The 22,738-nt window shown below is 61.7% G+C and carries 21 protein-coding genes; 12 read left to right on the top strand and 9 right to left on the bottom strand.

Annotated elements, in window-relative coordinates; genetic code table 11:
* The 3 genes from ACFELO_RS07090 to ACFELO_RS07080 are packed head-to-tail and all read left to right on the top strand — an operon-like array spanning window position 1 to window position 3,027.
* Window positions 1-693 carry an ABC transporter ATP-binding protein gene (locus ACFELO_RS07090; RefSeq protein WP_440959836.1) on the top strand — a complete coding sequence of 231 codons (693 nt, stop codon included), beginning with the start codon at window positions 1-3 and terminating at the stop codon, window positions 691-693.
* Window positions 690-1,847 carry an ABC transporter permease gene (locus tag ACFELO_RS07085; RefSeq protein ID WP_440959835.1) on the top strand — a complete coding sequence of 386 codons (1,158 nt, stop codon included), beginning with the start codon at window positions 690-692 and terminating at the stop codon, window positions 1,845-1,847. Before ACFELO_RS07090 ends, ACFELO_RS07085 begins: the two co-directional genes overlap by 4 nt.
* A 4-nt stretch (window positions 1,848-1,851) precedes the next feature.
* Window positions 1,852-3,027: an ABC transporter permease gene (locus tag ACFELO_RS07080; protein ID WP_440959834.1), complete on the top strand. Its 1,176-nt coding sequence runs from the start codon at window positions 1,852-1,854 to the stop codon at window positions 3,025-3,027.
* A 19-nt stretch (window positions 3,028-3,046) separates the two neighbouring features.
* On the opposite strand, the gene metC is transcribed toward ACFELO_RS07080, so the two are convergent.
* Window positions 3,047-4,192, bottom strand: coding sequence for a cystathionine beta-lyase (gene metC, locus ACFELO_RS07075; RefSeq protein WP_440959833.1), 1,146 nt, complete (start codon window positions 4,190-4,192; stop codon window positions 3,047-3,049).
* 67 nt (window positions 4,193-4,259) lie between these two features.
* Between metC and ACFELO_RS07070 the strand changes: the two genes are divergently transcribed.
* Window positions 4,260-5,324: an amino acid ABC transporter substrate-binding protein gene (locus ACFELO_RS07070; RefSeq protein WP_440959832.1), complete on the top strand. Its 1,065-nt coding sequence runs from the start codon at window positions 4,260-4,262 to the stop codon at window positions 5,322-5,324.
* A 7-nt stretch (window positions 5,325-5,331) separates the two neighbouring features.
* Here the strand turns inward: ACFELO_RS07070 and ACFELO_RS07065 are convergent, their stop codons facing one another.
* On the bottom strand, window positions 5,332-6,339 hold the full coding sequence (locus ACFELO_RS07065; protein WP_440959831.1) for a cysteine synthase A: 1,008 nt from the start codon (window positions 6,337-6,339) through the stop codon (window positions 5,332-5,334).
* A 491-nt stretch (window positions 6,340-6,830) separates the two neighbouring features.
* Between ACFELO_RS07065 and ACFELO_RS07060 the strand changes: the two genes are divergently transcribed.
* Genes ACFELO_RS07060 through ACFELO_RS07045 form a run of 4 tightly spaced genes read left to right on the top strand, consistent with a single transcriptional unit; the run spans window position 6,831 to window position 10,188 of the window.
* Complete coding sequence (locus ACFELO_RS07060) at window positions 6,831-7,139, top strand: cupin domain-containing protein (protein WP_440959905.1); 309 nt, start codon at window positions 6,831-6,833, stop codon at window positions 7,137-7,139.
* A 24-nt stretch (window positions 7,140-7,163) separates the two neighbouring features.
* The gene (locus tag ACFELO_RS07055) at window positions 7,164-7,862 is read left to right on the top strand and encodes a DUF6134 family protein (RefSeq protein ID WP_440959830.1); all 699 of its coding nucleotides are present in this window, start codon (window positions 7,164-7,166) and stop codon (window positions 7,860-7,862) included.
* The gene (locus ACFELO_RS07050; RefSeq protein ID WP_440959829.1) at window positions 7,862-9,391 is read left to right on the top strand and encodes a cryptochrome/photolyase family protein; all 1,530 of its coding nucleotides are present in this window, start codon (window positions 7,862-7,864) and stop codon (window positions 9,389-9,391) included. The genes ACFELO_RS07055 and ACFELO_RS07050 overlap by 1 nt, the downstream gene beginning before the upstream one ends.
* An 8-nt stretch (window positions 9,392-9,399) precedes the next feature.
* Entirely contained in the window at window positions 9,400-10,188 is a 789-nt protein-coding gene (locus ACFELO_RS07045; protein WP_440959828.1) for an SDR family NAD(P)-dependent oxidoreductase, read from the top strand.
* 46 nt (window positions 10,189-10,234) lie between these two features.
* Here the strand turns inward: ACFELO_RS07045 and ACFELO_RS07040 are convergent, their stop codons facing one another.
* The 4 genes from ACFELO_RS07040 to ACFELO_RS07025 are packed head-to-tail and all read right to left on the bottom strand — an operon-like array spanning window position 10,235 to window position 15,147.
* Complete coding sequence (locus tag ACFELO_RS07040; RefSeq protein WP_440959827.1) at window positions 10,235-11,476, bottom strand: class I SAM-dependent methyltransferase; 1,242 nt, start codon at window positions 11,474-11,476, stop codon at window positions 10,235-10,237.
* 47 nt (window positions 11,477-11,523) lie between these two features.
* Window positions 11,524-12,345, bottom strand: coding sequence for a DUF1365 domain-containing protein (locus ACFELO_RS07035; RefSeq protein ID WP_440959826.1), 822 nt, complete (start codon window positions 12,343-12,345; stop codon window positions 11,524-11,526).
* 1 nt (window position 12,346) lies between these two features.
* Window positions 12,347-13,708: an NAD(P)/FAD-dependent oxidoreductase gene (locus ACFELO_RS07030; protein WP_440959825.1), complete on the bottom strand. Its 1,362-nt coding sequence runs from the start codon at window positions 13,706-13,708 to the stop codon at window positions 12,347-12,349.
* Window positions 13,705-15,147, bottom strand: coding sequence for a cryptochrome/photolyase family protein (locus tag ACFELO_RS07025; protein WP_440959824.1), 1,443 nt, complete (start codon window positions 15,145-15,147; stop codon window positions 13,705-13,707). The genes ACFELO_RS07030 and ACFELO_RS07025 overlap by 4 nt, the downstream gene beginning before the upstream one ends.
* 122 nt (window positions 15,148-15,269) lie before the next feature.
* On the opposite strand from ACFELO_RS07025, the gene kdsA reads away from it, so the two are divergent.
* Window positions 15,270-16,130: a 3-deoxy-8-phosphooctulonate synthase gene (gene kdsA / locus ACFELO_RS07020; protein WP_440959823.1), complete on the top strand. Its 861-nt coding sequence runs from the start codon at window positions 15,270-15,272 to the stop codon at window positions 16,128-16,130.
* A gap of 17 nt (window positions 16,131-16,147) precedes the next feature.
* Window positions 16,148-17,614, top strand: coding sequence for a D-glycero-beta-D-manno-heptose 1-phosphate adenylyltransferase (rfaE2, locus tag ACFELO_RS07015; protein ID WP_440959822.1), 1,467 nt, complete (start codon window positions 16,148-16,150; stop codon window positions 17,612-17,614).
* On the opposite strand, the gene ACFELO_RS07010 is transcribed toward rfaE2, so the two are convergent.
* Window positions 17,611-18,825, bottom strand: a complete 1,215-nt coding sequence (locus ACFELO_RS07010; RefSeq protein ID WP_440959821.1) for a DUF3089 domain-containing protein — start codon at window positions 18,823-18,825, stop codon at window positions 17,611-17,613. The genes rfaE2 and ACFELO_RS07010 overlap by 4 nt on opposite strands.
* Window positions 18,826-18,943: 118 nt before the next feature.
* On the opposite strand from ACFELO_RS07010, the gene ACFELO_RS07005 reads away from it, so the two are divergent.
* Window positions 18,944-19,666 (top strand): DUF502 domain-containing protein, encoded by a 723-nt coding sequence (locus ACFELO_RS07005; RefSeq protein ID WP_440959820.1) that lies wholly within the window; start codon window positions 18,944-18,946, stop codon window positions 19,664-19,666.
* Between the two features lie 53 nt (window positions 19,667-19,719).
* Here ACFELO_RS07005 and ACFELO_RS07000 read toward each other — a convergent pair whose 3' ends face one another.
* Both ACFELO_RS07000 and recG read right to left on the bottom strand, forming a co-directional pair.
* Window positions 19,720-19,932: a cold-shock protein gene (locus tag ACFELO_RS07000; protein ID WP_009800850.1), complete on the bottom strand. Its 213-nt coding sequence runs from the start codon at window positions 19,930-19,932 to the stop codon at window positions 19,720-19,722.
* 176 nt (window positions 19,933-20,108) lie between these two features.
* Window positions 20,109-22,202, bottom strand: a complete 2,094-nt coding sequence (gene recG, locus ACFELO_RS06995; protein WP_440959819.1) for an ATP-dependent DNA helicase RecG — start codon at window positions 22,200-22,202, stop codon at window positions 20,109-20,111.
* An 80-nt stretch (window positions 22,203-22,282) separates the two neighbouring features.
* Here recG and ACFELO_RS06990 point away from each other — a divergent pair, with 80 nt between their 5' ends.
* Complete coding sequence (locus ACFELO_RS06990) at window positions 22,283-22,606, top strand: succinate dehydrogenase assembly factor 2 (protein ID WP_440959818.1); 324 nt, start codon at window positions 22,283-22,285, stop codon at window positions 22,604-22,606.
* The last annotated feature ends 132 nt before the right edge of the window (window positions 22,607-22,738 follow it).

Here is a 22,738-nt window from a genome sequence, read left to right as displayed (position 1 = left end):
ATGACCGAAGTGCTCTACGAACTCACCGATCTTTCAAAGAAATATACCCGCGGCAAGGAAAGCGTCGCGATCTTTGAAGACCTGACCATGACCATAAATCGCGGCGACTTCATCGCGATCATGGGGCCGTCAGGCTCGGGCAAGACGACCTTGCTCAACCTTCTGGGCGGCATCGACAAGCCCTCGGGCGGGCAGGTGGTCTGCAACGGCTTGCGGATCGACAATCTCAGCCAGGCCAAGCTCGCCAAATGGCGCTCGAGCCATGTGGGCTTCATCTTCCAGTTTTACAATCTGATGCCGACGCTGACCGCCGCGCAGAATGTTGAGTTGCCGCTTCTGCTGACCAACCTGTCCGGCAAGGAGCGCAAGCGCCGGGTCCAGACCGCGCTTGAAGTGGTGAAACTGGCCGAACGCGCCAAGCACCGTCCGCGGCAGCTGTCTGGCGGTCAGCAGCAGCGTGTCGCCATCGCCCGCGCTCTCGTGGCGGACCCGGACGTGCTGCTTTGCGACGAGCCGACCGGTGACCTTGATCGCGCGACGGCGGATGAAATCCTTGAAACGCTGCAGCTGCTGAATTCCGAGCTCGGCAAAACCATCGTCATGGTCACCCACGACCCGGCGGCCGCGAAATACGCCCGTCGTGAGCTGCATCTGGATAAGGGCCGCTTCGTTGAATCGGGGGCGATGGCATGAATGACCTCACGCTCATACGCAAATCCCTGTTCAGGAAGAAAACCCGCGCGATCCTTCTGATCCTGTCGATCATGACGGCCTTCCTGATTTTCGGCGCGTTGTCTTCCATTGACCGCGTGCTCAACTCCTCTGAAGAGCTGTCACGGGCGGACCGGCTGGTGACGGTGAACAAGATCAACTTCACCCAGACCATGCCCTTCGCCTATTGGGGCCGGGTTCAGGGTGTGGACGGCGTTCAGGCCGTCACCCACGCCTCCTGGTTCGGCGGCTATTATCAGGATGTGCGAAACTTCGTGCAGGCCTTCGTCGTGGATATGGACAGCTATCTGGTCGTCTATCCCGAACTGGAGGTGTCAGACGAAGCGCGTGCCGCCCTGTCAGAGCGACGCGACTGTGTGGCGGTTGGCGAGGACCTCGCAGAACAGTATGGCTGGAGCGTCGGCGATCGTTTTCCGCTCAGCTCGAATATCTGGCGTCAGAATGATGGCTCCAGCGCCTGGGATGTGGAGGTCTGTTCAGTCATGACGACGGCGGATCAGAACATCCCGACCAACTATCTGCTGATGCAGTATGACTATTACAACGAAGCGCTGGCGTTCAATCGCGACCAGATCGGCTGGTTGATCATGCTGACGGGGGATCCGGCCCTCAATGACGCCGTTTCCCAAAGCATTGACGAGATGTTCGCCAACTCACCTGCGGAAACCGAGACCACGACCGAAGCGGCGTTCTCCCAGGCCTTCATTGAACAACTGGGCAATATCGGGCTGATCCTGTCTCTGGTGGTCAGCGCCGCCTTCGCCACCATCCTGATGATCGTGGGCACCACCATGGTGATGGCGATCAATGAGCGGACCAAGGAAGTAGGCGTCATGAAGACGCTGGGCTTCTCGTCCTCTCGCATCTTCACCCATGTGTTGTCTGAATCGGTATTGCTGAGCCTTGTGGGCGGCCTTCTGGGCTTGGGCCTTGCCGTGCTCCTGCTCAAGCTCATCGCCGGCTTTGCAGACGGTCAGCTGCCTGGGCTCGGCGTGGGTCAAAAGACCTGGATGCAGGCGATTGGTCTGATGATCGCCTTTGGCCTCATCACGGGCTTTGTTCCGGCGCTGAACGCCATGCGTCTGAAAATCGTCGACGCGCTCGGCAAGGAGTAAGCAGATGTTCTCTCAAATAGCAGCGGTTACCTCGATCAATCTGCGCTCCATCCCGCAACGCTGGGGCATGTCGTTGGCGACAATCCTGTCTATCGCGCTCGTCGTGGGCGTCCTTCTGGGCTTTCTCGCCATGGCCAACGGCTTTCGCGCCACGGTCAGCGGCACAGGCTCTGAAAGCATTGCTGTCATTCTGCGGTCCGGCGCTCAGGCCGAGCTCAATTCCGGCTTCGGACGGGATACGGTTCGCCTGATCGAGACCGCGCCCGGCGTTGCCCGGGATGCAGACGGCAACGCCATTCTGTCGGCCGAGCTGTATGTGATCACGGACGCCACCAAGCGTTCGACCGGCAATGACGCCAGCCTGTCCCTGCGCGGGGTGGACGAGATGGCGCCGCGCCTGCGCGAGAACTTCCAGCTTGTGGAAGGGCGCATGTTCGCCGAAGGCTCCAACGAGATTGTCGTGGGCGAAGGCGTGATCCGGGAGTTTTCCGGCTTTGATCTCAACACAACCATCCGGATGGGCCCGAATGAGTGGCGCATTGTGGGGATCTTCTCGACCGGCGGCTCGGTCTTTGATTCTGAGATCTGGGCCGATATCGGCACGGTGCAGAACCTCTACAATCGTGGCGCCAGCTATCAGTCGATCCGTGTCCAGCTGGACGGTGATAACGGCCTCGCTGAACTCCAGGAGTACGCCGAGAACGAGCCGCGGCTGGATCTGGATGTGACCACCGAGAAGGATTTCTTCGCCCAGTCCGCTGGCGGATTGTCCAACCTGATCATGTATCTGGGCTGGCCGCTGGCGATCATCATGGCGGTCGGCGCGCTCGCCGGGGCCTGGAACGCGATGTACGCCTCGGTGGACTCTCGGGTGCGGGAAATCGCCACCCTGCGGACGCTGGGCTTCTCGGGCTTCGCCGCCTTTGTCGGCACGCTGGTGGAATCCCTGATGCTCGCCTTCATTGGTGGGCTGGTGGGCGCTCTGATCACCTATTTCGTCTTTGACGGGGTCAGCGCCTCGACCATGGGCGGAAGCTTCACCCAGGTGGTCTTCTCTTTCGCCGTGACGATCCAGTCGGTGATCAGCGGGGTGATCCTCGCCCTCGTCGTTGGCCTGTTCGGCGGCTTCTTCCCGGCGCTGCGCGCCTCACGGGTGCCGCTGCTGGAAGTGCACGGCTAAGCCTTGAGGGCGGGCCGGCTCAGCCCAGGGCTTGAGCCAGGTCCGCCCACAGGTCGTCCGCATCCTCTAGACCGATCGACAGGCGCAAAAGCGCACCCTCGGCCTTCCACGGCACAGCGGTGCGACGGATCTGCCGGTCACAGGGTAAGATCAGGCTTTCATAGCCGCCCCAGCTGAAACCCAGACGGAACAGATGACAGGATTCGGCGATCGTCTCGCTCTCTCGCGCCTCAATGCCGTTCAGCACAAACGCAAAGCAGCCCGATGAACCATTGAACTGGCTTTTGAACAGGGCATGGTCGGGATGGTTCTCAAGGCCCGGGTGCAGGACGCGTGACACTTTGGGATGGGCATCAAGCTGTCTGGCGATGGCGAGACCGGATGCGCCGGAGCGCTCCAGCCGCAGCGACAGAGTCCGAAGCCCGCGCAGGCACAGATAGGCGTCGTCGGGGGAGACATGGCCGCCAAACAGAACGTCCTTGTCCTTCAGGCGCGCGGCGGCGTCGCCCTTGGCGGCGACAGCGCCCATCAGCAAGTCTGAATGCCCGCCCACATACTTGGTCAGGGCCTGGGCCGCATACTCGACGCCCAGCTCCAGCGGGTTCATCAGGACGCCCGCGCTCCAGGTGTCATCAATGACGCTCGCAGCGCCAGCTGAACGAGCCGCCTTGGCGATGCCGGCGATGTCCTGAACCTCAAAGGTCAGGGAGCCGGGGCTTTCGAGCAGCACGACGGCGGTCGGCTTGTCGAGACGCTCTGCGATGCCTGCGCCGATGCGGGGGTCATAATAGACCGGCGTCACGCCATAGCGTGGCAGCTCTTCATCACAGAAACGGCGCACCGGCCCATAGGCGGAGTCCGTGATCAGCGCCTGCATCCCCGCGGGAGTGTCGGGCAGAGCCGCGCGCAGCGCGAGAATGACGCTGGCGAGGCCGGACTGGGCGAGAGCCACATGGTCCGCGCCATAAAGCGCGCCGATGGCCTCACGCAGTTCGTGGTTCGGGCTCAGTCCGCCGCGTCCGTAATGGCGTCGTGGCGGTGTCGGATTATAGAGCTCTGCCGTGGAGGGGGCGACGACGGTCGAGGCGCGCTCGATCGGCGGGTTGACCAGATCATCGCTACGGCGGGGCTGACCGGAATGGATCAGTCGGGTGTCGCGTTTCATGTCGACGCGCTCCCTTCTCTTCGTTACACCTGAGGCTTGGATTTCAGCATGTAAGGCGGTTGGACCGATGACGCCAGCGTCTTTGTTCGACCTGATGGACCCGCGTCGCCTGGCCAAGGGCGCTGCGGCGTTTGCATTGGGTTTCGCAGTTTCACACTCTGATGTAGACGCCGCAGTCTCCTCTCATATGGATGAGGTGCAACGGCGCGGCGTGCTGCGATGCGGCGTCGATACCGGACTTGTGGGATTCGCCCAGACCGATGAAACCGGCAATTGGAGCGGGTTCGAGGTCGATTTGTGCCGCGCCTACGCCGCCGCCTTCCTGAACGATCCTGACCGTACCGAATTTGTCCCCACCACGACGCTGGACCGGTTCCGGGCCGTGCGTGACGGCGAAGTCGATATCCTGCTGCGCAATACCAGCTGGACGCTGTCGCGGGCGACCCGCCAGGGCGTCCGGTTTTCCGGGATCTATTACTATGACGGGCAGGGCTTTCTGACCCCGGCTGATCTGGGCCTGACGTCGGCGCAAGAACTGAGCGGCGCGCGTATTTGCGTGCAGCCTGAAACCACGAGCGCCCTGAACCTGGAAGACTATGCCGAACGCTATGGCCTGACCTTCACCATCGTCTCAGTTGAAACCGTGGCGGACGCCCGGACGGCCTATGAGGCGGGGCAATGTGATGCGTTCACCAGTGATGTCTCGCGGCTGGCGGGCTTCCGTCGTTCGTTGAGCGAGCCGGAGCGTCACATGGTGCTGCCGGACGTGATCTCCAAAGAGCCGCTTGCGCCTGTGGTGAAGGATGATGACGACGCCTTCGCCATGGCGGTGGAATGGGTGTTGACCTCCCTGATCGCAGCCGAAGAGTACGGCGTCACCCAGCTCCAGGCGCTCGATGAGAACGAGATCTCCAATCGTCCGGAAGTGCGCAGACTTCTCGAGGTGGATGAGGAAATCTCTGCAAGTCTTGGTCTTGAAGCTGATTTTGCGCGCCGCGCTATCGCGGCTGGCGGACATTATGGCGAGCTGTTTGAACGCAATCTGGGCGAAGCCTCACCGCTCCAGCTGGAGCGGGGCCTGAATGCGCAATGGAAGGAGGGCGGCCTGATGTATGCGCCGCCCGTCCGTTAGCGCCGGCCTAATCCAGCCAGGGCGGAGTCGGCAGACCTTTTTCGCGCAGGAAGTCCGGATTGTAGAGCTTGGACTGATAGCGTGAGCCGTGATCACACAGAATGGTCACGATGGTGTGGCCCGGACCCATCTTGCGCGCCAGACGCACTGCGCCGGCGATGTTCACGCCCGCCGATCCGCCCAGGCACAGGCCTTCCTCCATGACGAGATCATAGAGAATGCCGAGCGCTTCCTCATCGGTGATGCGGAACGCCTCGTCGATCTGAGCGCCTTCCAGATTGCCGGTGATCCGGCTCTGGCCGATGCCTTCGGTGATGGATGTGCCTTCAGCTTTCAGTTCGCCATGGGCGTAATAGCCGTAGAGCGCTGCGCCGCCCGGATCGGCGAGGGCGATGGTGACGTCCTTGTTCTTCGCCTTGAGCGCGTCAGAGACGCCCGCCAGCGTGCCGCCTGAGCCCACGGCCGCTACAAAGCCGTCCACCTTGCCGCCGGTTTGCTCCCAGATTTCGGGGCCGGTCGTCTCGGCGTGCGCCTTGCGGTTGGCGGTGTTGTCAAACTGGTTCGCCCAGATCGCGCCATGGGGCTCGGTCTTGTTGAGTTCTTCCGCCAGGGTTCCGGAATACCGGGCATAGTGATTGGGGTTGGCGTAGGGGACCGCATCCACCTCGATCAGCTCCGCACCCATCAGGCGGATGGCGGCGGCTTTCTCACGCGATTGCGTACGCGGGAAGACGATCACGACCTTATAGCCCAGCGCCCGGCCGACCATGGCCAGGCCAATGCCGGTATTGCCCGCCGTGCCTTCCACAATCGTGCCGCCAGGCTTGAGTGCGCCGCTGGCTTCGGCGGCGCGAATGATGCCGAGCGCGGCGCGGTCCTTCACAGAGCCGCCGGGGTTCATGAACTCCGCCTTGCCCAGGATTTCGCAGCCCGTTTCGTCGGACACCTTGTTCAGACGAACAAGCGGCGTGTCGCCAATCAGGTCGATGACGGAGCGAGCAGGGCGGAAGGACATGGCGAACCTCATTTGACGATGTGCCGTCAAATTAGGAGCTGGGTCGGTCCGCTGCAATAAAACAGCAGCGACTTAGCGCAGGCGTGATCCATTCCGGTCCCGGATCCGTAAACGGGAACATGGTAGTGGAGTATCCCTGAATGAGCCTGCTTGACGCTCCCTGGATGGTGGACGTGGCCAGCGGCGCCGCGCCGAAGGCGGTGCAAGTCCTGGCGGCCTGCCATGCCGAGATGAATTCGGACGCCTTTCGCACGCTTAATCAGGCTGAGCAGGTCATGGGCGCCTTGCTCGAAGATACCGAGCCTGTGGCCCTGAGGGCTGGCGCCTTTGACGCCATTGCCCGGGAGCTGGGCGGTTTTGCTGATGCGCCGGAGGATAGCGGGCAAGACGCGCCGCAAGGGCTGTTTGCGGCGATGCCGAGCGCCTTGCGGCGCATTCTCGATGATCACCCCCACCCGATCTGGGAAAACAAGATTGGCGGCGTACAGGAAATGCCAATCGAGCTCCTGGAAGAAGAGGGCATTCGCGTGCGTCTTCTTCGTTTGCCGCCGGGACGTGGGGTGGCGGAGCACACCCATGACGCAGAAGAGCTGACGCTGGTGCTGGATGGCGGTTTCAATGACGGCCATGCGGACTACTTCCGCGGCGATGTCTGTCATGCGGACTCAGAGCTGACCCATAATCCGCGCGCCCATGTTGACGGTCCCTGCATCTGTCTGACGGTTGAGATGGGACGCCTGCGCTTCACGCATCCGGTCGTCGCAATGGCGAGCCTGATGCTGGGCTGGGATCGAAACTGACACGCTGAGATAAAGGAGCCAGTTGTGCTGAGAACTGTCCTGATCGCTGCGAGCGGTTGTCTTGCACTCAATGCCCCCGCGTTTGCGGTGACTGAAGATGGCCCCGTGATGCCTATGCCGTCGGGCGGCGAAGCCATTGTTTTTGATGTCTATCGCAACGGCGACACGCCCTTTGGCACGCATGCGGTGAATTTCAGTCGGGATGGCGAAGATCTTCTGGTGTCCATCGACATCGAGCTTCGCGCCGGTCTGGGACCGATCACCGTGTTCCGTTATGAGCACCAGTCCACCGAACGCTGGCGGGATGGCCAGCTTGTCGGACTGCGCTCTGAAACCCTCAAAGACGGCGATCGGTTCGAGGTGTCCGCCGCGCGCAATGGCGACAGTCTGGATGTACAGGGCGAAGCTCCGGAGACCGGCGCTCTCGCGCACGAATATCCGCTCACGATCCTGCCAAGCTCTCATTGGCACGGCTATCAGACGGGCGAATACGATATCCTGAACACCGAGTACGGCGATGATCTGGATGTTACTGTCGAGTATCTGGGCGAAGAAATGCTGGAAGCGGATGGCCAGCAGATTAATACCCGCCGCTATCGCCTGATCAGCGATCTGACCGTGGATCTCTGGTATGACGAAAATGGTCGCTGGGCCGGCTGTGAGTTCGAGGCCCGCGGCCAGACCATCCGCTATGTGCGTCGCGCTGACCCGCTGGAGGGCTGATGCCCCGTCTTCGGCTCGTGCTTGGCGACCAGCTGAGCGACAGCATCGCCAGCCTCGCCGATTATGCCGATGGCGATCTGATATTGATGGCGGAGGTGGCCGAGGAGACCGGCTATGTCCCTCACCACAAGAAGAAGATCGCCTTCCTCTTCTCCGCCATGCGCCATTTCGCGTCCCGGCTGGAAGGCGGCGGCAAGGCCGTGCGGTATGTGCGCCTGGATGATCCCGACAATAGCGGCTCGCTGAAAGGCGAGGTGGTACGCGCCCTGAAGGCGGGCTCATATGAAGAGGTCGTCGTGGTTGAGCCAGGCGAGTACCGCCTCAAAGCCGAGTTCGAGACATGGTCAGACCAGCTCGGTCTCCCCGTTCGAATTCGCCGCGACGATCGCTTCATCTGCACGCTCGACCGGTTCAACGCCTGGGCCGAAGGGCGCAAGCGCCTGACGATGGAATATTTCTATCGCGAGATGCGACGAGAGACCGGGCTTCTCATGGTCGGGGACGAACCCGAAGGCGGTCAGTGGAATTTCGACAAGGATAATCGCAAGGCGCTGCCTGAGGATGTGAGCCTTCCAGACCGTGCCTTTGTTGAACCCGACGAAATGACGCGCGATGTGCTGACGCTGGTCGGGGATCGGTTCGCCGATCATTTTGGTGATCTTGAGCCTTTTGGATATGCGGTGACGGAAGAAGACGCGCGCGCTCAGCTCGACGGATTCATCACGCAGGGTTTGCCGTGCTTTGGCGACTATCAGGACGCGCTGAAACAGGGCGAGGCCTTCCTCTTCCATTCCGTGCTCGCGCTCTACATGAATGCCGGCCTGCTTGATCCACTGGAGGTCTGCCGCAAGGTGGAAACCGCCTACAGGCAGGGCCATGCGCCTCTGAATGCGGTGGAGGGCTTTATCCGTCAGATCCTGGGTTGGCGAGAATATGCGCGTGGGATCTATTGGCGCTTCATGCCCGACTATCTTGAGCGCAATGCGCTTGAGGCCCATCGCAAGCTGCCCGACTTCTACTGGACCGCCGACACCGAAATGGCCTGTGTCCGCGATGTCGTGACCACCACACGCAAACACGCCTATGCGCATCACATTCAGCGCCTCATGGTGACGGGCAATTTCGCGCTTCTGGCCGGTATTGATCCCCGTGAGGTCAACGCGTGGTACCTTGCGGTCTATGCCGACGCCTATGAATGGGTGGAAGCGCCGAACACGCATGGCATGGCGTTGTTCGCCGATGGCGGGTTGATGGCCACCAAGCCTTATGCGGCCTCCGGCAGCTATATCAACAAGATGAGCGATCACTGCAAAGGCTGCAGCTATGCGGTGAGCAAGAAGAACGGCCCCAAGGCCTGCCCGCTCAATTATCTCTACTGGAATTTCTTGATGGAGAACGAAGAACTGCTGCGCGGCAATCACCGTTTATCCATGATCTACAAGACCCTAGACCGGATGAGTGATGAAAAGCGCGAAGCTGTCCGGGGCGACAGCCACCGCTTTTTCAAACGCATCGGCATCGAGCAATGAGGACCGACATGAGCACGCCTGAACCTGCAAAACCCATCGATGGCGTTTGCTGGCTGACGGGAGCCAGTTCCGGCATTGGCGAAGCGCTGGTCGCGGATCTGGTGAACGAGGGCTGGCGCGTCGCCATTTCAGCCCGCAGTGAGGACAAGCTCAAAGCTCTGGCGGACAAGCATCCGGGCAAGGTTTTCGCCTATGCCGTGGATATCACCGACGATCAGGCGGTCGCAGAGACGGTCACGCGGATCGAAGCCGATCACGGTCCGATCGCCCGCGCTGTTCTGAACGCCGGGGTCTATATCTCCATCAACGCCGAGAGCCCGTCCTTTGAGGATTACGCCAGGACATTTGACGTCAATCTCAAGGGCGCAGCGGCCTGTGTCTGTGCGCTGACCCCTCGTATGTGCGAGCGCCGGTCGGGTCAGATCGTAATCGTCTCATCCGCGACCGCCTTTGGCGGCATGCCCACCTCGACCGCCTATGGCGCAACCAAGGCCGGGCTTCTGAACATGGCCGAGGGGCTGGCGATCGAGCTTCATCGGTATGGAGTTCTTGTCCAATGCGTCACGCCCGGTTTCGTGGATACCCCGGCTCAGGATGATAACGCCTTTCCCAAACCCTTCATGGTCAGCGCCGAGATCGCCGCCGCCCGTATCTGCAAAGGGATGGGCCGGAAAGGGTTCGAGATCACCTTTCCCAAGCGCTTCACCTGGGCGCTCAAGCTGATCTATGCCTTGCCGCGAGACTGGCACATTGCGCTTGTTCGCAAACAGACCGGCTGGAACAAACCGCCAGAATGAGAAAAGCCCGCTCGAAAGCGGGCTTTTCCTTGATCAGAGTGCGCACCTAGCGGCGTGAGACCGTGAACTGGCCCACATCAATGCGGCCGGTCCGGAACCCCGCCTCGCAATAGGCGAGATAGAAATCCCACATGCATTTGAACCGGTCGTCAAAGCCCATGGGCTTGATGGTGGACCAGGCGTCGTTGAAGCGTTCTTTCCAGATTTTCAGCGTGTCGGCATAGTCGAGACCGAACTGATCGGTCTTCTGAAGATCCAGTGCAGCGTCTTTGAAGCAGTCTTCCAGCTTCTCGACGCTGGGCATCATGCCGCCGGGGAAGATGTAGCGCTGGATGAAATCGGCGCGCTTGGAATAGGTCTCGAAAAGATCGTCCCGAATAGTGATGATCTGAAGGCCCGCCTTACCGCCCGGCTTGAGCACGTCAGAGACCTTCGAGAAAAAGCTCGGCCAGAATTCCTGCCCCACAGCTTCGAACATCTCGATCGAGGCGACGCGATCATAGACCCCAGTCTCGTCACGATAATCCTGAAGCTTGATCTCGACCTTGTCTGACAGGCCGAGACGCTCCATGCGGGCGATGGCGTAATCGCGCTGTGCAGGCGACAGAGTGAGGCAGGTCACCTGAGCGCCGATTTCACCGGCGGCGTATTCGGCGAACCCGCCCCAGCCGCAGCCGATCTCCAGCACATGATGGTCGGATTGCAAATCCATGGATCGCGCCAGCGCCGCGTATTTCTCGGTCTGGGCGTCCTTGAGCGAGGCGGTCGCGTGGGTAAAGCGGGCGGACGAATAGGTCATCGTCTCGTCCAGCCAGAGCGCATAGAAGTCGTTGCCCAGATCGTAATGGGCCTCGATGTTCTTGCGCGCCTGGGCCTTCGTATTCGACCGGCTCAGATGGTAGAGCCAGTGAAAGAAGCGCGTGATTGGACCGCCGCGGGTGATATGAGCCATTTCGTCGAGATTGGCTGAAAAGACAGTCAGGACCGCCGCCAGATCGGGCGTCGTCCAGTCACCATCCATATAGCTTTCGGCAAAGCCCACATCGCCGCCGGAAATCACCTTGCGGACTACGGAATAGTTGTTCAGCTCCATGACTGCGTCAGGGCCGGGTCGTCGTCCTTCGAACTGGACAGCCCGGCCGTCCGGCAGGCGGACAGTCAGGCTTCCGACTTTCAACTTGAGCAGCAGTCGCAAGGTCAAACGAACCCCGCGCGGCACACCCTTGAGGCGGTCGATAACAGCCGATGAGTCAGCCCGCACCAGCGGGTCGGCGGCGAAGTCGGTCATTGGCGGCTCCGTCGGTTACGCACTCGCGTATAACGCTAAGTTTACAATTAATTCGGGCCTACGCCAAATCCAGGGCGTTCGGTCCGGGAAACAGTATGGGCCTGAGAGGCTTCGGGATGGCTGGCGTCACGGCTGTGATAGACCGCGCCCTTGATCCACAAGCGCAGCGCCTCCCAGTGGATGGCGAGGATGGTTTTCAGGCTCGAAAAGGGCTGGGTCAGGAACAGATGCAGCAACCGCGGCGTGCTCAGCGCCTCGCGTTTCATCGCCATGGTGGCGAGGAAATCCGGGCCGTCCTCACGCTGCTTGAAGATGGTCAGGTGAAAGCGCTCATCCGGTTCACGCAGGGTGAACTCGTACCGGCCCGCCCGGTCAAAGAAGGGCGAGACATGGAAGACCTTGTCTGCGTCATGGGTCTGGAGTGCGCCGTCCTGCGCCTTCGCCACATAGCAATGGCTGTCACCAAAGGTGTTGTGGACCTGATAGATCACACCCTTGAGCCGCCCATCCGCGCCTGACGCGAAGTAGATCGACAGTGGATTGAACTGATAACCCAGCACGCGGGGCGCGCTCAAAAGCTCGATCGTGTCCTCTTCACTCAGTGCTATGCCGTGTTCTGACAGCAGGGCGCGCGCCCAGAGAGACAGATCGCTACCGTCCCTCGGACCATGGTCCCTGGGTTCAAAGCTGTAGAGGTTGAACTTCTCCACCGAAAAGAACCGACTGAGACGACCGGCTGCAGACAGACGGTCGAGATCGAGCAGAACAGACCCAAGCCGATAGCTGAACCGGTGCAGGAAAGGCGCGCGACGCTCATGCACGGTCTTGCCGATGTAAAGCGCGCCGGGAGGGGGAGCGGCTTCAGCCATGCTACTCGGCCGCAATATGGGCGGCGGCGGGCTTGTACGGCGCCGGACGGGCCCAGTGACCCCCATCCACGTCGCCTTCGACGAAGTCCCACGGAATCTGACCACCCAGCCTCAGCGCGACACGCAGGCCGGCGCGGAAGCCGTCCTCATGGAAGCCATAACCCAGCCAGGCGCCCGCAAACCAGGTATGGCGCACGCCCTGAATGGAATTGAAGATGCGTTGGGCGGCCAAAGCCGGTGCGTTGAATTGCGGGTGATCATACTGATATCGCCCGAACACCGTCTCCTCGCGCGGCTGTCGAACGGGGTTGAGAGTCACAAACAGCGGTTTGTCAGAGCGGATGCCCTGAAGCCGGTTCATGTCATAAGTGACCGCCGCTTCGTCTCCGCCTTCACGCAGATAGGTCCAGGCCGCCTGCGCGGCTTTGCGTTTCGGGGTGAGGGTCGTGTCGCAGTGAAGGACCGCCTCGTTCGCGCCATAGCGGATGGCGCCGAGCATCTGGCGTTCGTTCTCATCCGCGTCAGAGAGAAGCCGCAGCGCCTGATCGGAATGGCAGGCGAGGATCACCTCGTCGAAACGGTGGGTTTCACCCGTCGCATCGGTGATGGAAACGCCAGAGGCGTCCCGTCGAACGCTGACGGCTTCGGAGCGGAAAGCGACATTCGCATCTTTCAGCTCTGCTTCCAGCTTATGCACATAGGTGCGGCTGCCGCCTTTGACCGTATGCCATTTGGGGCGCTTGGCGTGCATCAGGCGATGGTTTTTGAAAAAGCGCACAAAGGTTTCGGCCGGATAGTCCGCCATGGCGTGTTCGGAGGTGGACCAGATCGCAGCCCCCATGGGCAACAGATACTGGGTCCGGAAGGCCTCGCCGAGTTTGAGCTTGTCGAGATACTGGCCGAGGCTCAGCCCCTCAAACCCGCCGGTTTCAAGATCGCGCTGCGCCTGACGATTGAAGGCCAGGATGTCGCGCAGCATGGCCAGAAAGCGCAGATTGAAGAGGTTGGACGGGTCCGCGAACAGCCCTGAGAGACCGTTAGAGGACCATTCAAACTGTCGGTCGAGGCTAAAGCCGAAGCTCATATCGGTCTGGAAGCTGTCCACATCCAGATGATCGAACAGGGCGATCAGATTGGGGTAGTTCAGCGGATTGAAGACGATGAAACCTGTGTCCACATCGAGAGTCTCGCCGTCATAGTCGATGCTGACGGTATTGGCGTGACCGCCCAGCCGGTCGCGTTTTTCAAAGACGGTGACGTCATGGACATTGCGCATCGCCCAGGCGGTGCCGAGACCGGACACGCCAGCCCCAATCACGGCGATGCGGGCGGGAGCGGTCACAGAGGTCAGGTTCGGGCTCATCCGGCGTCCTTGATCTTTTCAAAAGCGGCGAGGGCGCGTTGGCGCGCTTCACCATGGTCCACGATCGGCTTGGGATAGGTTTCGCCCAGGGTCACTCCGGCTCGGGACAACACAGATGGGTCTGCCGTCCAGGGCGCGTGGATGACCTTGTCAGGCAATTCCGCAAGCTCTGGTATCCACTTACGAAGGTAGTTACCCTTCGGATCAAATTTTTCTGACTGACCCACCGGATTGAACACCCGGAAATAAGGAGCAGCGTCTGCGCCAGAGCCCGCCGTCCATTGCCAGGAGGCGGCATTGCTCGCGAGATCGGCATCCACCAGCGTGTCCCAGAACCAGTCCTCGCCGTCGCGCCAGTGGATGAAGAGGTCCTTGATCAGGAAGCTCGCCACGATCATCCGGACCCGATTGTGCATCCAGCCCGTGGCCCAAAGCTCGCGCATGCCGGCATCGACAATGGGGTAGCCCGTCTGGCCCTTTTGCCAGGCCTTCAAGGCGTCCGGGTTCTCGTCCCACTCAAAGCCGTCAAATTTCGGCTGGAAGTTCGCTTCAGGCAGATCGGGGAAATGATAGAGCAGATTATAGCTGAACTCGCGCCAGGCGATCTCGCTGAGATAGGTGTCCGCGCCTTGGGTTTGCGCATGGTCGGAGGTCTTCACCGCATGCCAGACCTGCCGCGGGCTGATCTCGCCGAAATGAAGATGGGGGGACAGCCGCGAGGTGCCGTGCTCGCCGGGAAAATTGCGGCGGTCTGAATAGTCGGTGACGGCGTCTTTCAGGAATTGTCCCAGACGCCCGTGCGCCGCCGCTTCGCCCGGCGTCCAGCTCGCTCTCATCCCGCCCGCCCAGTCCGGTTTGGTGGGCAGGAGCGCGAGATCATCGAGGCAGACGCCTGCATTGACGTCGTGGAAGCGCAGGTGATCAGGCCGCCCGGTAGGCTCGGCGGGAGAGTGCTCGGCCTTGAGTGATTTCCAGAACGGGGTGAAGACCTTGTAGGGATTGCCGGTCTTGGTGGCGATGTCCCAGGGCTCCACGATCAGGGACCCGTTGAAAGAGCGCGCCTTGATGGCGCTGTCATTGAGAGCGGACTTGATCGCTTCATCCCGCTTTCGCGCCCAGGGTTCATAGAGCCGGTTCCAGAACACCGCCTGTGCGCCGGTTTCCGAGATGAGCGCCTCCAGACAAGGCTTGGCGGCCCCGTCGAGGAAGACCAGCCGTCCGCCCAGCCGGCTGATATCGTCGGCCAGAGACTTCAGGGAATGATGCAACCACCACCGGCTCGCACCGCCCGGCTTCCAGGCTCCGGGAGCCTCATCATCAAGAATGTAGACGGGGATGACGGGCGAACCGGTCGCGGCCGCGGCTTGAAGGGCTGGGTTGTCGGCCAGTCTGAGGTCCTGTCGAAACCAGACAATAACGGGCGATGGGGTGTCGGTCATGGAACTGAATGCACGCGTTCTGGGACGAGGGATGGTGTCAGGCTATACGGCGCCTTATATCCTCTGGATCAGGGCTCGACGCAGTCGCCCCAAGATCAAGCGCCAAGTGGAGACGCTTTCTCATGAATCCGAACACTGTCGTTGAAATTCCGCTGCCCCATGGCGGCGTTCTGGAAATGGGCAATGAGAAGCCTCTGACCATCATTGCCGGACCGTGCCAGCTGGAAAGCCGCGAACACGGCCTTGAGGTCTCTCAGGCGCTGAAGGAAATCGCCGACCGCACCGGCGTGAAACTTGTCTACAAGACCTCGTTCGACAAGGCGAACCGCACCAGCCTGAAAGGCCAGCGCGGCCTTGGCCTTAGCGCCTCCATGGACGTTTTCAACGAGATCCGCGAGACCACCGGCCTGCCGCTGCTGACGGACATCCACACCGAAGAGCAATGCGCCATTGTTGCTGAAGCCGCAGACATCCTCCAGATCCCGGCCTTCCTGTGCCGCCAGACCGACCTTCTGATCGCGGCGGCGAAAACCGGCAAGGTGATCAACGTCAAGAAAGGCCAGTTCCTGGCCCCGTGGGACATGCCCAATGTGATCGGCAAGATCACCGGGGCGGGCAATTCCAATGTCGTCGTCACCGAGCGTGGCGCCAGCTTTGGCTACAACACCCTCGTCGTGGACATGCGCAGCTTCCCGATCATGAAGCAGACCGGCGCGCCCGTCGTTATGGACGCAACCCATGCGGTTCAACAGCCGGGCGGCCAGGGCGGCTCTTCAGGCGGCCAGCGCCAATACGCGCCGCATCTGGCGCGCGCTTCGGTGTCGCTGGGCATCGCCGGCGTCTTCATGGAAACCCATCCTGATCCGGACAATGCGCCGTCGGACGGTCCCAACATGATCCCGCTGCATCGCTTTGAAGAAGTAGTGCGCGATCTGATGGCCTTTGACGCTTTGGCCAAATCCAATCCCGTCATTCAGCTTTAATCGCTCAGGAGAGCGTCATGTTGCGTGAACGGGCTGCGCATATCCTGGCCGCCATTCAGAACCGCCGCGCCGTCGTGCTGGGCGATCTGCTCTATGACAGCTTCGTCTATGGCGATACGCATCGCATTTCCCGCGAAGCGCCGGTGCCGATCCTGTCTGAAAAACGTCGCTCCGCCATGCTGGGCGGTGCAGGCAATCTGGCGCGCAATTTGTCCAGCCTGGGCGGTGAAGTCCGCCTGATCTCGGTTGCTGGGACGGACCCGGATGGCGAGGCTGCAGTCGAACTGGTCAAGGCGGCCTGCGGTGATGCAGAGGGTGTGGTGCGGACGCCGAACCGGCCGACCCCGTCGAAGATCCGCTACGTCTCCAATAACCAGCAGATGTTCTGCGTGGATCGCGATCCGGGCGCCGACATTGATGTCGATACGGAATCGACCCTGCTGAAGCGCATCAAAAGTGCGCTTGAAGAGTCTGATATTCTTATAATTTCAGATTACGGGCGCGGCGTTATCACGCCCGGGCTCGTCCAGGACGCGATCAGGCTCGCACGGGATGCCGGCAAGCCGGTCAGCGTCGATCCGCGCGGTTCTGATTATTCGCGCTATGACGGGGCCAGCATCATCAAGCCCAATGCCGGAGAGCTGGAAGCCGAGACGGGGCTGCCGGTCCGGTCCGATGAGACGGCGGCGGACGCACTCAAGGCGCTCAAATCCGGATTGCCGCGCACGACCGCGGTTATGGTCACCCGGGGCGGAGCGGGCATGACACTGCTGGATGAGGCTGGTGAGGTGCATCATCATCGCTCCCGTCCGCGCGAGGTTTATGATGTGTCCGGCGCCGGCGACACCGCACTGGCCGGCCTGTCGCTCGCCATGGCGGCGGGCGCGCCGTTGAAGGACGCCATGGCGTTTGCCGATCTGGCAGCAGGCGTCGCCGTGGGCAAGCCGGGTACGGCGACTGTCTCGCCTGAAGAAGTGCTTGATGCCGCCGAGGCTGGTCAGGAAGCGCCGGACTGGCGGATCATGTCCCGTCCGGCCATGGCCAAGCTTTCAAAAGACTGGCGTCAGAACGGCCTGAAGGTGGGTTTCACTAATGGCTGCTTTGATCTTCTGCACCCCGGCCATCTGTCGGTGCTGCGCCATGCGGCGTCGGTCTGTGACCGGTTGATTGTCGGGCTCAACGCTGATGCTTCGGTCAAGCGGCTTAAGGGCGAGAACCGGCCCATCAATGACGAGATGACCCGGGCCACCATGCTGGCCTCGCTCGAAATGGTCGATCGGGTTGTGATCTTTGAAGAAGACACGCCCGCTGCCCTGATCGAGGAAGTCGCGCCCCATGTCATGATCAAGGGTGCTGACTATGTGGCGGACGAGCTGCCGGGTGCAGACTTCATGCGCAAAATCGGTGGCGAGATCGTGCTCGCGCCCCTGATGGATGGTCTGTCCACCACCAACATCGTCAACAAGCTGCGTCGCGAGACCTAGCCGTCAATCGGCGTGATCGGGGCGACCTCGACTTCCACCGGAGCGTCAAGCGGCGGCGCATATCGCGCCTCATCCGCCAGGATCGCCTGCAGCGTGTCCAGACGCGTCTGAGCGTTCGCACGTATGTCCATGTAGAAAAGGTTGGCCGGACGTACACGGCGGTCTTCCGCCAGCCGACCGGGGCGACGCAGGGCGCTGGCGCGTGGCTGATCAATCATCAGCAGGCCGCTCTGACATTGCGCGCCGGTCTGGTTGGTCATGGGTGAGGGCGCGTCACTGAGGCTAAGCTCCTCCGCCGCCGCTGCGCCCTTATGAAGACGCGCAGGCGCGTAATCCTCGTTCGCGGTCCACAGGACCGGGTTCACGCAAAGCAAAGCCCGGTCCTCAATGGGACTGATCAGACCTTCGGCATCAATCGCTCGCGACCGGGTGGTGATCGCCTCGATACGGGCTGTTTCTTCAGGACGCACTGCAATCCAGCCCACAAGACACCTGACCTCGCTCGGATCCGTGCAGACCGGAATGGTGGACAGCGGCCCGGCCAGCAGATCAAGCGGTGTTGGCGCTTCAATGATGTAGGCCGCGATCAGACGGCGGCGCACGGCGTGATCATTAGCGACTCGGCGAGCCAGAATATCCAGCCCGATTGCGCCGCCCTGACCCACGCCGACCAGAAAGAAGGGTTGTTCAGGATCCAGCTCGCGCAGGAACTGGGTGAAGGCGCGCTGGACGTCGGAATGAGCCAGCTCGCGCGCCAGCACCGAATCCTCGCGGTTATTCATGAAGGTGTAGAGCGAGGCCTGTCGGTAGCGCGGGGCATAAAGCTGCACATCCTCAACCAGAAACGGCGCGGCATAGTTGGGCAGGATGATCTGGGAGACCTCGACCGCCTCCTGGGGGCGATCATAGGGCGCGTTCCAGTGCGATCCGCCGTCATAAGTGGTGGGATGAATGAAAAAGACGGCCGGGTGACCGGCCTCATCGGCCAACCGCACCTCGGGACGCGCCGCCCAGGCGTCATCCTGCGTGTAATCGGGCGCTGGCGGCCGGTCATAAGTCTGGAAGGGAACGCCCGGATCCAGAAAGGTCTGGAAAATCTGGTCACGCATGACGACGGCGCTCAGGGCGACAAGGGCGATGAAGCCCGTGGCGGCGCCGATCAGGCCCCAACGGAGCCAGACGGAGAAGGGGGTGTTGAAGGGGCCGGTCATGTGCACACTCTTACGCCTCATGGGGGAGGAACAGCAAGGGTCCGCCTTGATTCTGCTCCTGTTCACAGGCATTTCAGTCAGGCGTTCGCTTTGAACGCTCTAGATGGAGTGACGCCACGTGCTTCGCTGGCTCCGTAACCGCTTTCTGACTGGCGTCGTTGTTGCAGCGCCGATCGGCATCACCTTCTGGCTGATCTACAGCTTCGTGACCTTCGTGGACCGGGTGATCAAACCGCTGGTCCCCGCGCGCTACAATCCTGAAAGCTATCTGCCTTTCGCTATTCCGGGCATGGGATTGCTCATCGCCGTGCTGGGGCTGACGCTGCTGGGCGCGCTGGCGGCGAACATCTTCGGACGCAGCCTTCTGGATCTGGGTGAGCGGGTGCTCAATGGCGTGCCGCTGATCCGCAATATCTACGCCGCGCTCAAGCAGATCGTTGAAACGGTGTTCCAGGGTCAGCAGAACTCCTTCAAGGAAGTGGTGCTGGTGGAATACCCCATGGCCGGCAGCTATGCGGTGGCTTTTGTTGCGTCTGCCGGTCGCGGTGTTATCCGCTCGGTCGTGGGCAAGGGCGATGAGGTGATTGGCGTTTTCATCCCGACCACGCCGAACCCGACCTCGGGCTTTTTGCTGTTCGTGCCGCGCTCCAAGGCCATTCCGCTGGATCTGACCGTGGAAGAGGCGGCCAAGCTGATCATTTCCTTTGGCATGGTGACGCCGGATCGTTTGCCGGATGGCGCGATCCCGCAGGCGGAGCCGGGCAAGGCGGGCGCCGGGCTGATGCCTGATGACACCAGGCCCTCATCCGATGAGACGGACGAAACTGAAGACAAGGCATAGAAAAACCCCCGGGCGTTGGCCCGGGGGTTTTCACTGATCGGATAAGGATCAGATTAGTCGGCGTTCGCCAGCGAACCGGCAGAGGTTTTGCCGCTGCGCTTGTCCACTTCTTCTTCGAAAGAAATGCGTTGGCCTTCTTTGAGCTCGGGCATGCCAGCGCGCTCAACGGCGGAAGCGTGCACGAACACGTCTTTGGAGCCGTCGTCAGGCTGAATGAAGCCGTAGCCTTTGGTGGAGTTGAACCATTTCACAATGCCGGTAGCCATTGTTGTGTGTCCTTTTGTAGACAAGAATTAAGCACCACAACTCCCGAGTGGAGATATGGCGGACATCGACATGTGGAGGGAGTGGAGTTCAGCGCAAAGCGCTTGTGACCGAAAACCTGGCCATAAATCGATTGTGGGGGTTCTAGCAGAATTTCAGACGCTTCGCCAGAGATATCTCATCCAGACCGCATCAGGCGTACGCCCTCATCGCGTTCAAACAGATAGAGCAAGGTGCGCAAGGCTTCTCCGCGCTCTCCCTCGAACACGTCTTCACGCGCAGTTTCGTACTGGGCGGCGTCGCTGGCGAGTTCCAGAAGGTCGGCATGGGCGGCCAGATCCGCGATTCGATAGTCAGGCAGGCCGGACTGTTTCAGACCCAGCGGATCACCCGAGCCACGCAAACGCCAGTCTTCCTCGGCGATGACGAAGCCATCATCGGAGTTGCGCATGATCTCGAGCCGGGCGCGCGCCGTCTCTCCCAGCTGACCGTGATAGAGCAGCAGGCAGGTGGAGGGTTTGTCGCCACGCCCGACCCGGCCGCGTAGCTGGTGCAGCTGGGCGAGGCCAAAGCGCTCGGCGTGTTCGATCACCATGATGGTGGCGTCTGGGGCGTCGACCCCCACCTCGATCACCGTGGTGGCCACCAGAACATCAATCTCACCCGCCCGGAAGTCTTCCGCCGCCTTCTGCTTGTCCCGCGCCGGCATGCGGCCATGAACGAGCCCGATCCTGGCATTGGGCAGCAGTTCGGACAGCATGTGATGGCGCGCCTCGGCGGCGGCGAGATCGGACACATCGCTTTCTTCCACCAGCGGACACACCCAATAGGCGCGCTCCCCCTTGGACAGGGCGCGCTTCAGCCCCTCGACGATCTCATAGAGCCGCTCACCGGAGACGACGCGGGTGTCCGGCGGGATACGGCCCGCCGGTTTTTCATCAAGACGGCTGACATCAAGATCGCCGAAGGCGGCGAGGGTCAGGGTGCGGGGGATGGGGGTGGCGGACATGGCGAGCACATCCGGCGCACGCCCCTTCATGGTCAGCTTGCGGCGGTCGGAGACGCCAAAGCGATGCTGTTCGTCGATCACCACAAGGCCGAGATCTGCAAACTCGACGCTATCCTGAAAGAGCGCATGGGTGCCGCACACGACCTGGGCCTCACCCGAGGCGATCTGCGCCTCGATCTCCTTGCGCGGCTTGCCCTTGTCACGGCCAGTCAGGGCGACGACCGAGACGCCCGCCGGTTCCAGCAAGGCGGTCAGCACCTTGGCGTGCTGGCGGGCGACGATTTCGGTGGGCGCCATCAAGGCGGTTTGCACCCCCGCCTCGGCGGCGTGGGCGGCGCAGAGCGCGGCGACAAAGGTCTTGCCCGACCCCACATCGCCATGGACCAGCCGCATCATGCGCTGAGCAGAGTCCATATCGGTCTTGCAGGCCTCGAACGCGCGCATCTGCGCGCCGGTGGGGGTAAAGGGCGCGTGCTTGAGCACTTTGGCGACAATCGCGCCATCGCCCGACAGAGCTCGCCCCTTGCGCGCCTTGCGATCGCGGCGCGCCAGCTTCAGGGCGAGCTGATGGGCGAACAATTCGTCAAAGGCGAGGCGTTTGCGAACCAGCGCGGCCGGTTCGAGATCGAGCCCTGATTGAGGGGCGTGCAGCTCCAGGAGCGCCTCGCGCCAGCCGAGCCAGCCTTCGCGCGCTTTGAGCGGCGCGTCGATCCATTCCGGCAGGTCGGGCAGGGTGGAGAGCGCCTCGCGCATCGCCTTGCGCATGACATTAATCGAAAGCCCGGCGGTGAGCGGATAGACGGGCTGCAAGAGGTCCGCGTCCTCGACCTCTTTCGGGTCGGCGATCAGATCGGGGTGGACGATCTGGATCTCGCTGGCGAAGCGTTCCGCCTTGCCCGACACGATCCGCCGCGCGCCTTCGGGCAGCATACGGCGCAAATAGTCAGACTTGGCGTTAAAGAAGATCAGATGCAGCCAACCTGTCTCGTCGCGCATGCGCACCTTGTAGGGCTGCTTCATCGTGGGGCGGGGAATATGCGCCTCCACCTCCGCCTCGATGGTGACCAAAGTCTGCGCGCCGGCATCGCCGGCATCAGAGATCGACACCCGGTGCGTGCGGTCCACAAGGCCTGTGGGCGCGGTGAAGACGAGATCCTTCACCCGTGGCCCCGCAACCTTCTCCATCAAGGCCGCAAGCCGAGGCCCCACGCCCTTGAGCGTGGTCAGGTCAGCAAACAGCGGGAAGAGGGATTGAGGGCGCATGGGTCTAACATCGCCCGCCAACTGGATTCGGGAAAGTCTCACCCTTCACCCGTGCGCACCCGCGCGCTATATGCGCACTTATGAGTGATAATCCGTTCTCCGATCCGAACACGCCCATTGATCCGCAAGACCGCCTGAAGCGGTTGACCTTCCGCGCCTGGCGGCGGGGCTTCAAGGAGGCGGACCTGATCATGGGCCGTTTTGCCGACAACCGTCTCTATGACCTGTCGGCGGACGAGGTGGACGAGTTCGAGCGTCTGCTGGATGCGCCGGACACCGAGGTCTATGGCTGGATCTGCGGCACGATCGAGACACCGCCCAACTTTGACGGCCCGGTACTGGATGCGTTGAAGGCTTTTGACTTTGAAGCGCTCGCCGATCAGGGCGATGGCCCGTCGAGCTAACACAACACTCCGCGTCATCCTGACGAACGTCAGGACCCAGTGGGGCGCGGCATGGGTCCCGGATCAAGTCCGGGATGACGACCAAGAGAAGAGACACCCCCCGTCATTTCGGCGCGGGGGCGAAAGCCTATG

The organism is Oceanicaulis sp. LC35 (assembly GCF_052055585.1).
Taxonomy (GTDB): Bacteria; Pseudomonadota; Alphaproteobacteria; order Caulobacterales; family Maricaulaceae; genus Oceanicaulis.
The sequence above is the reverse complement of the archived record's forward strand: the minus strand, read 5'-3'. Positions and strand labels throughout refer to the sequence as shown.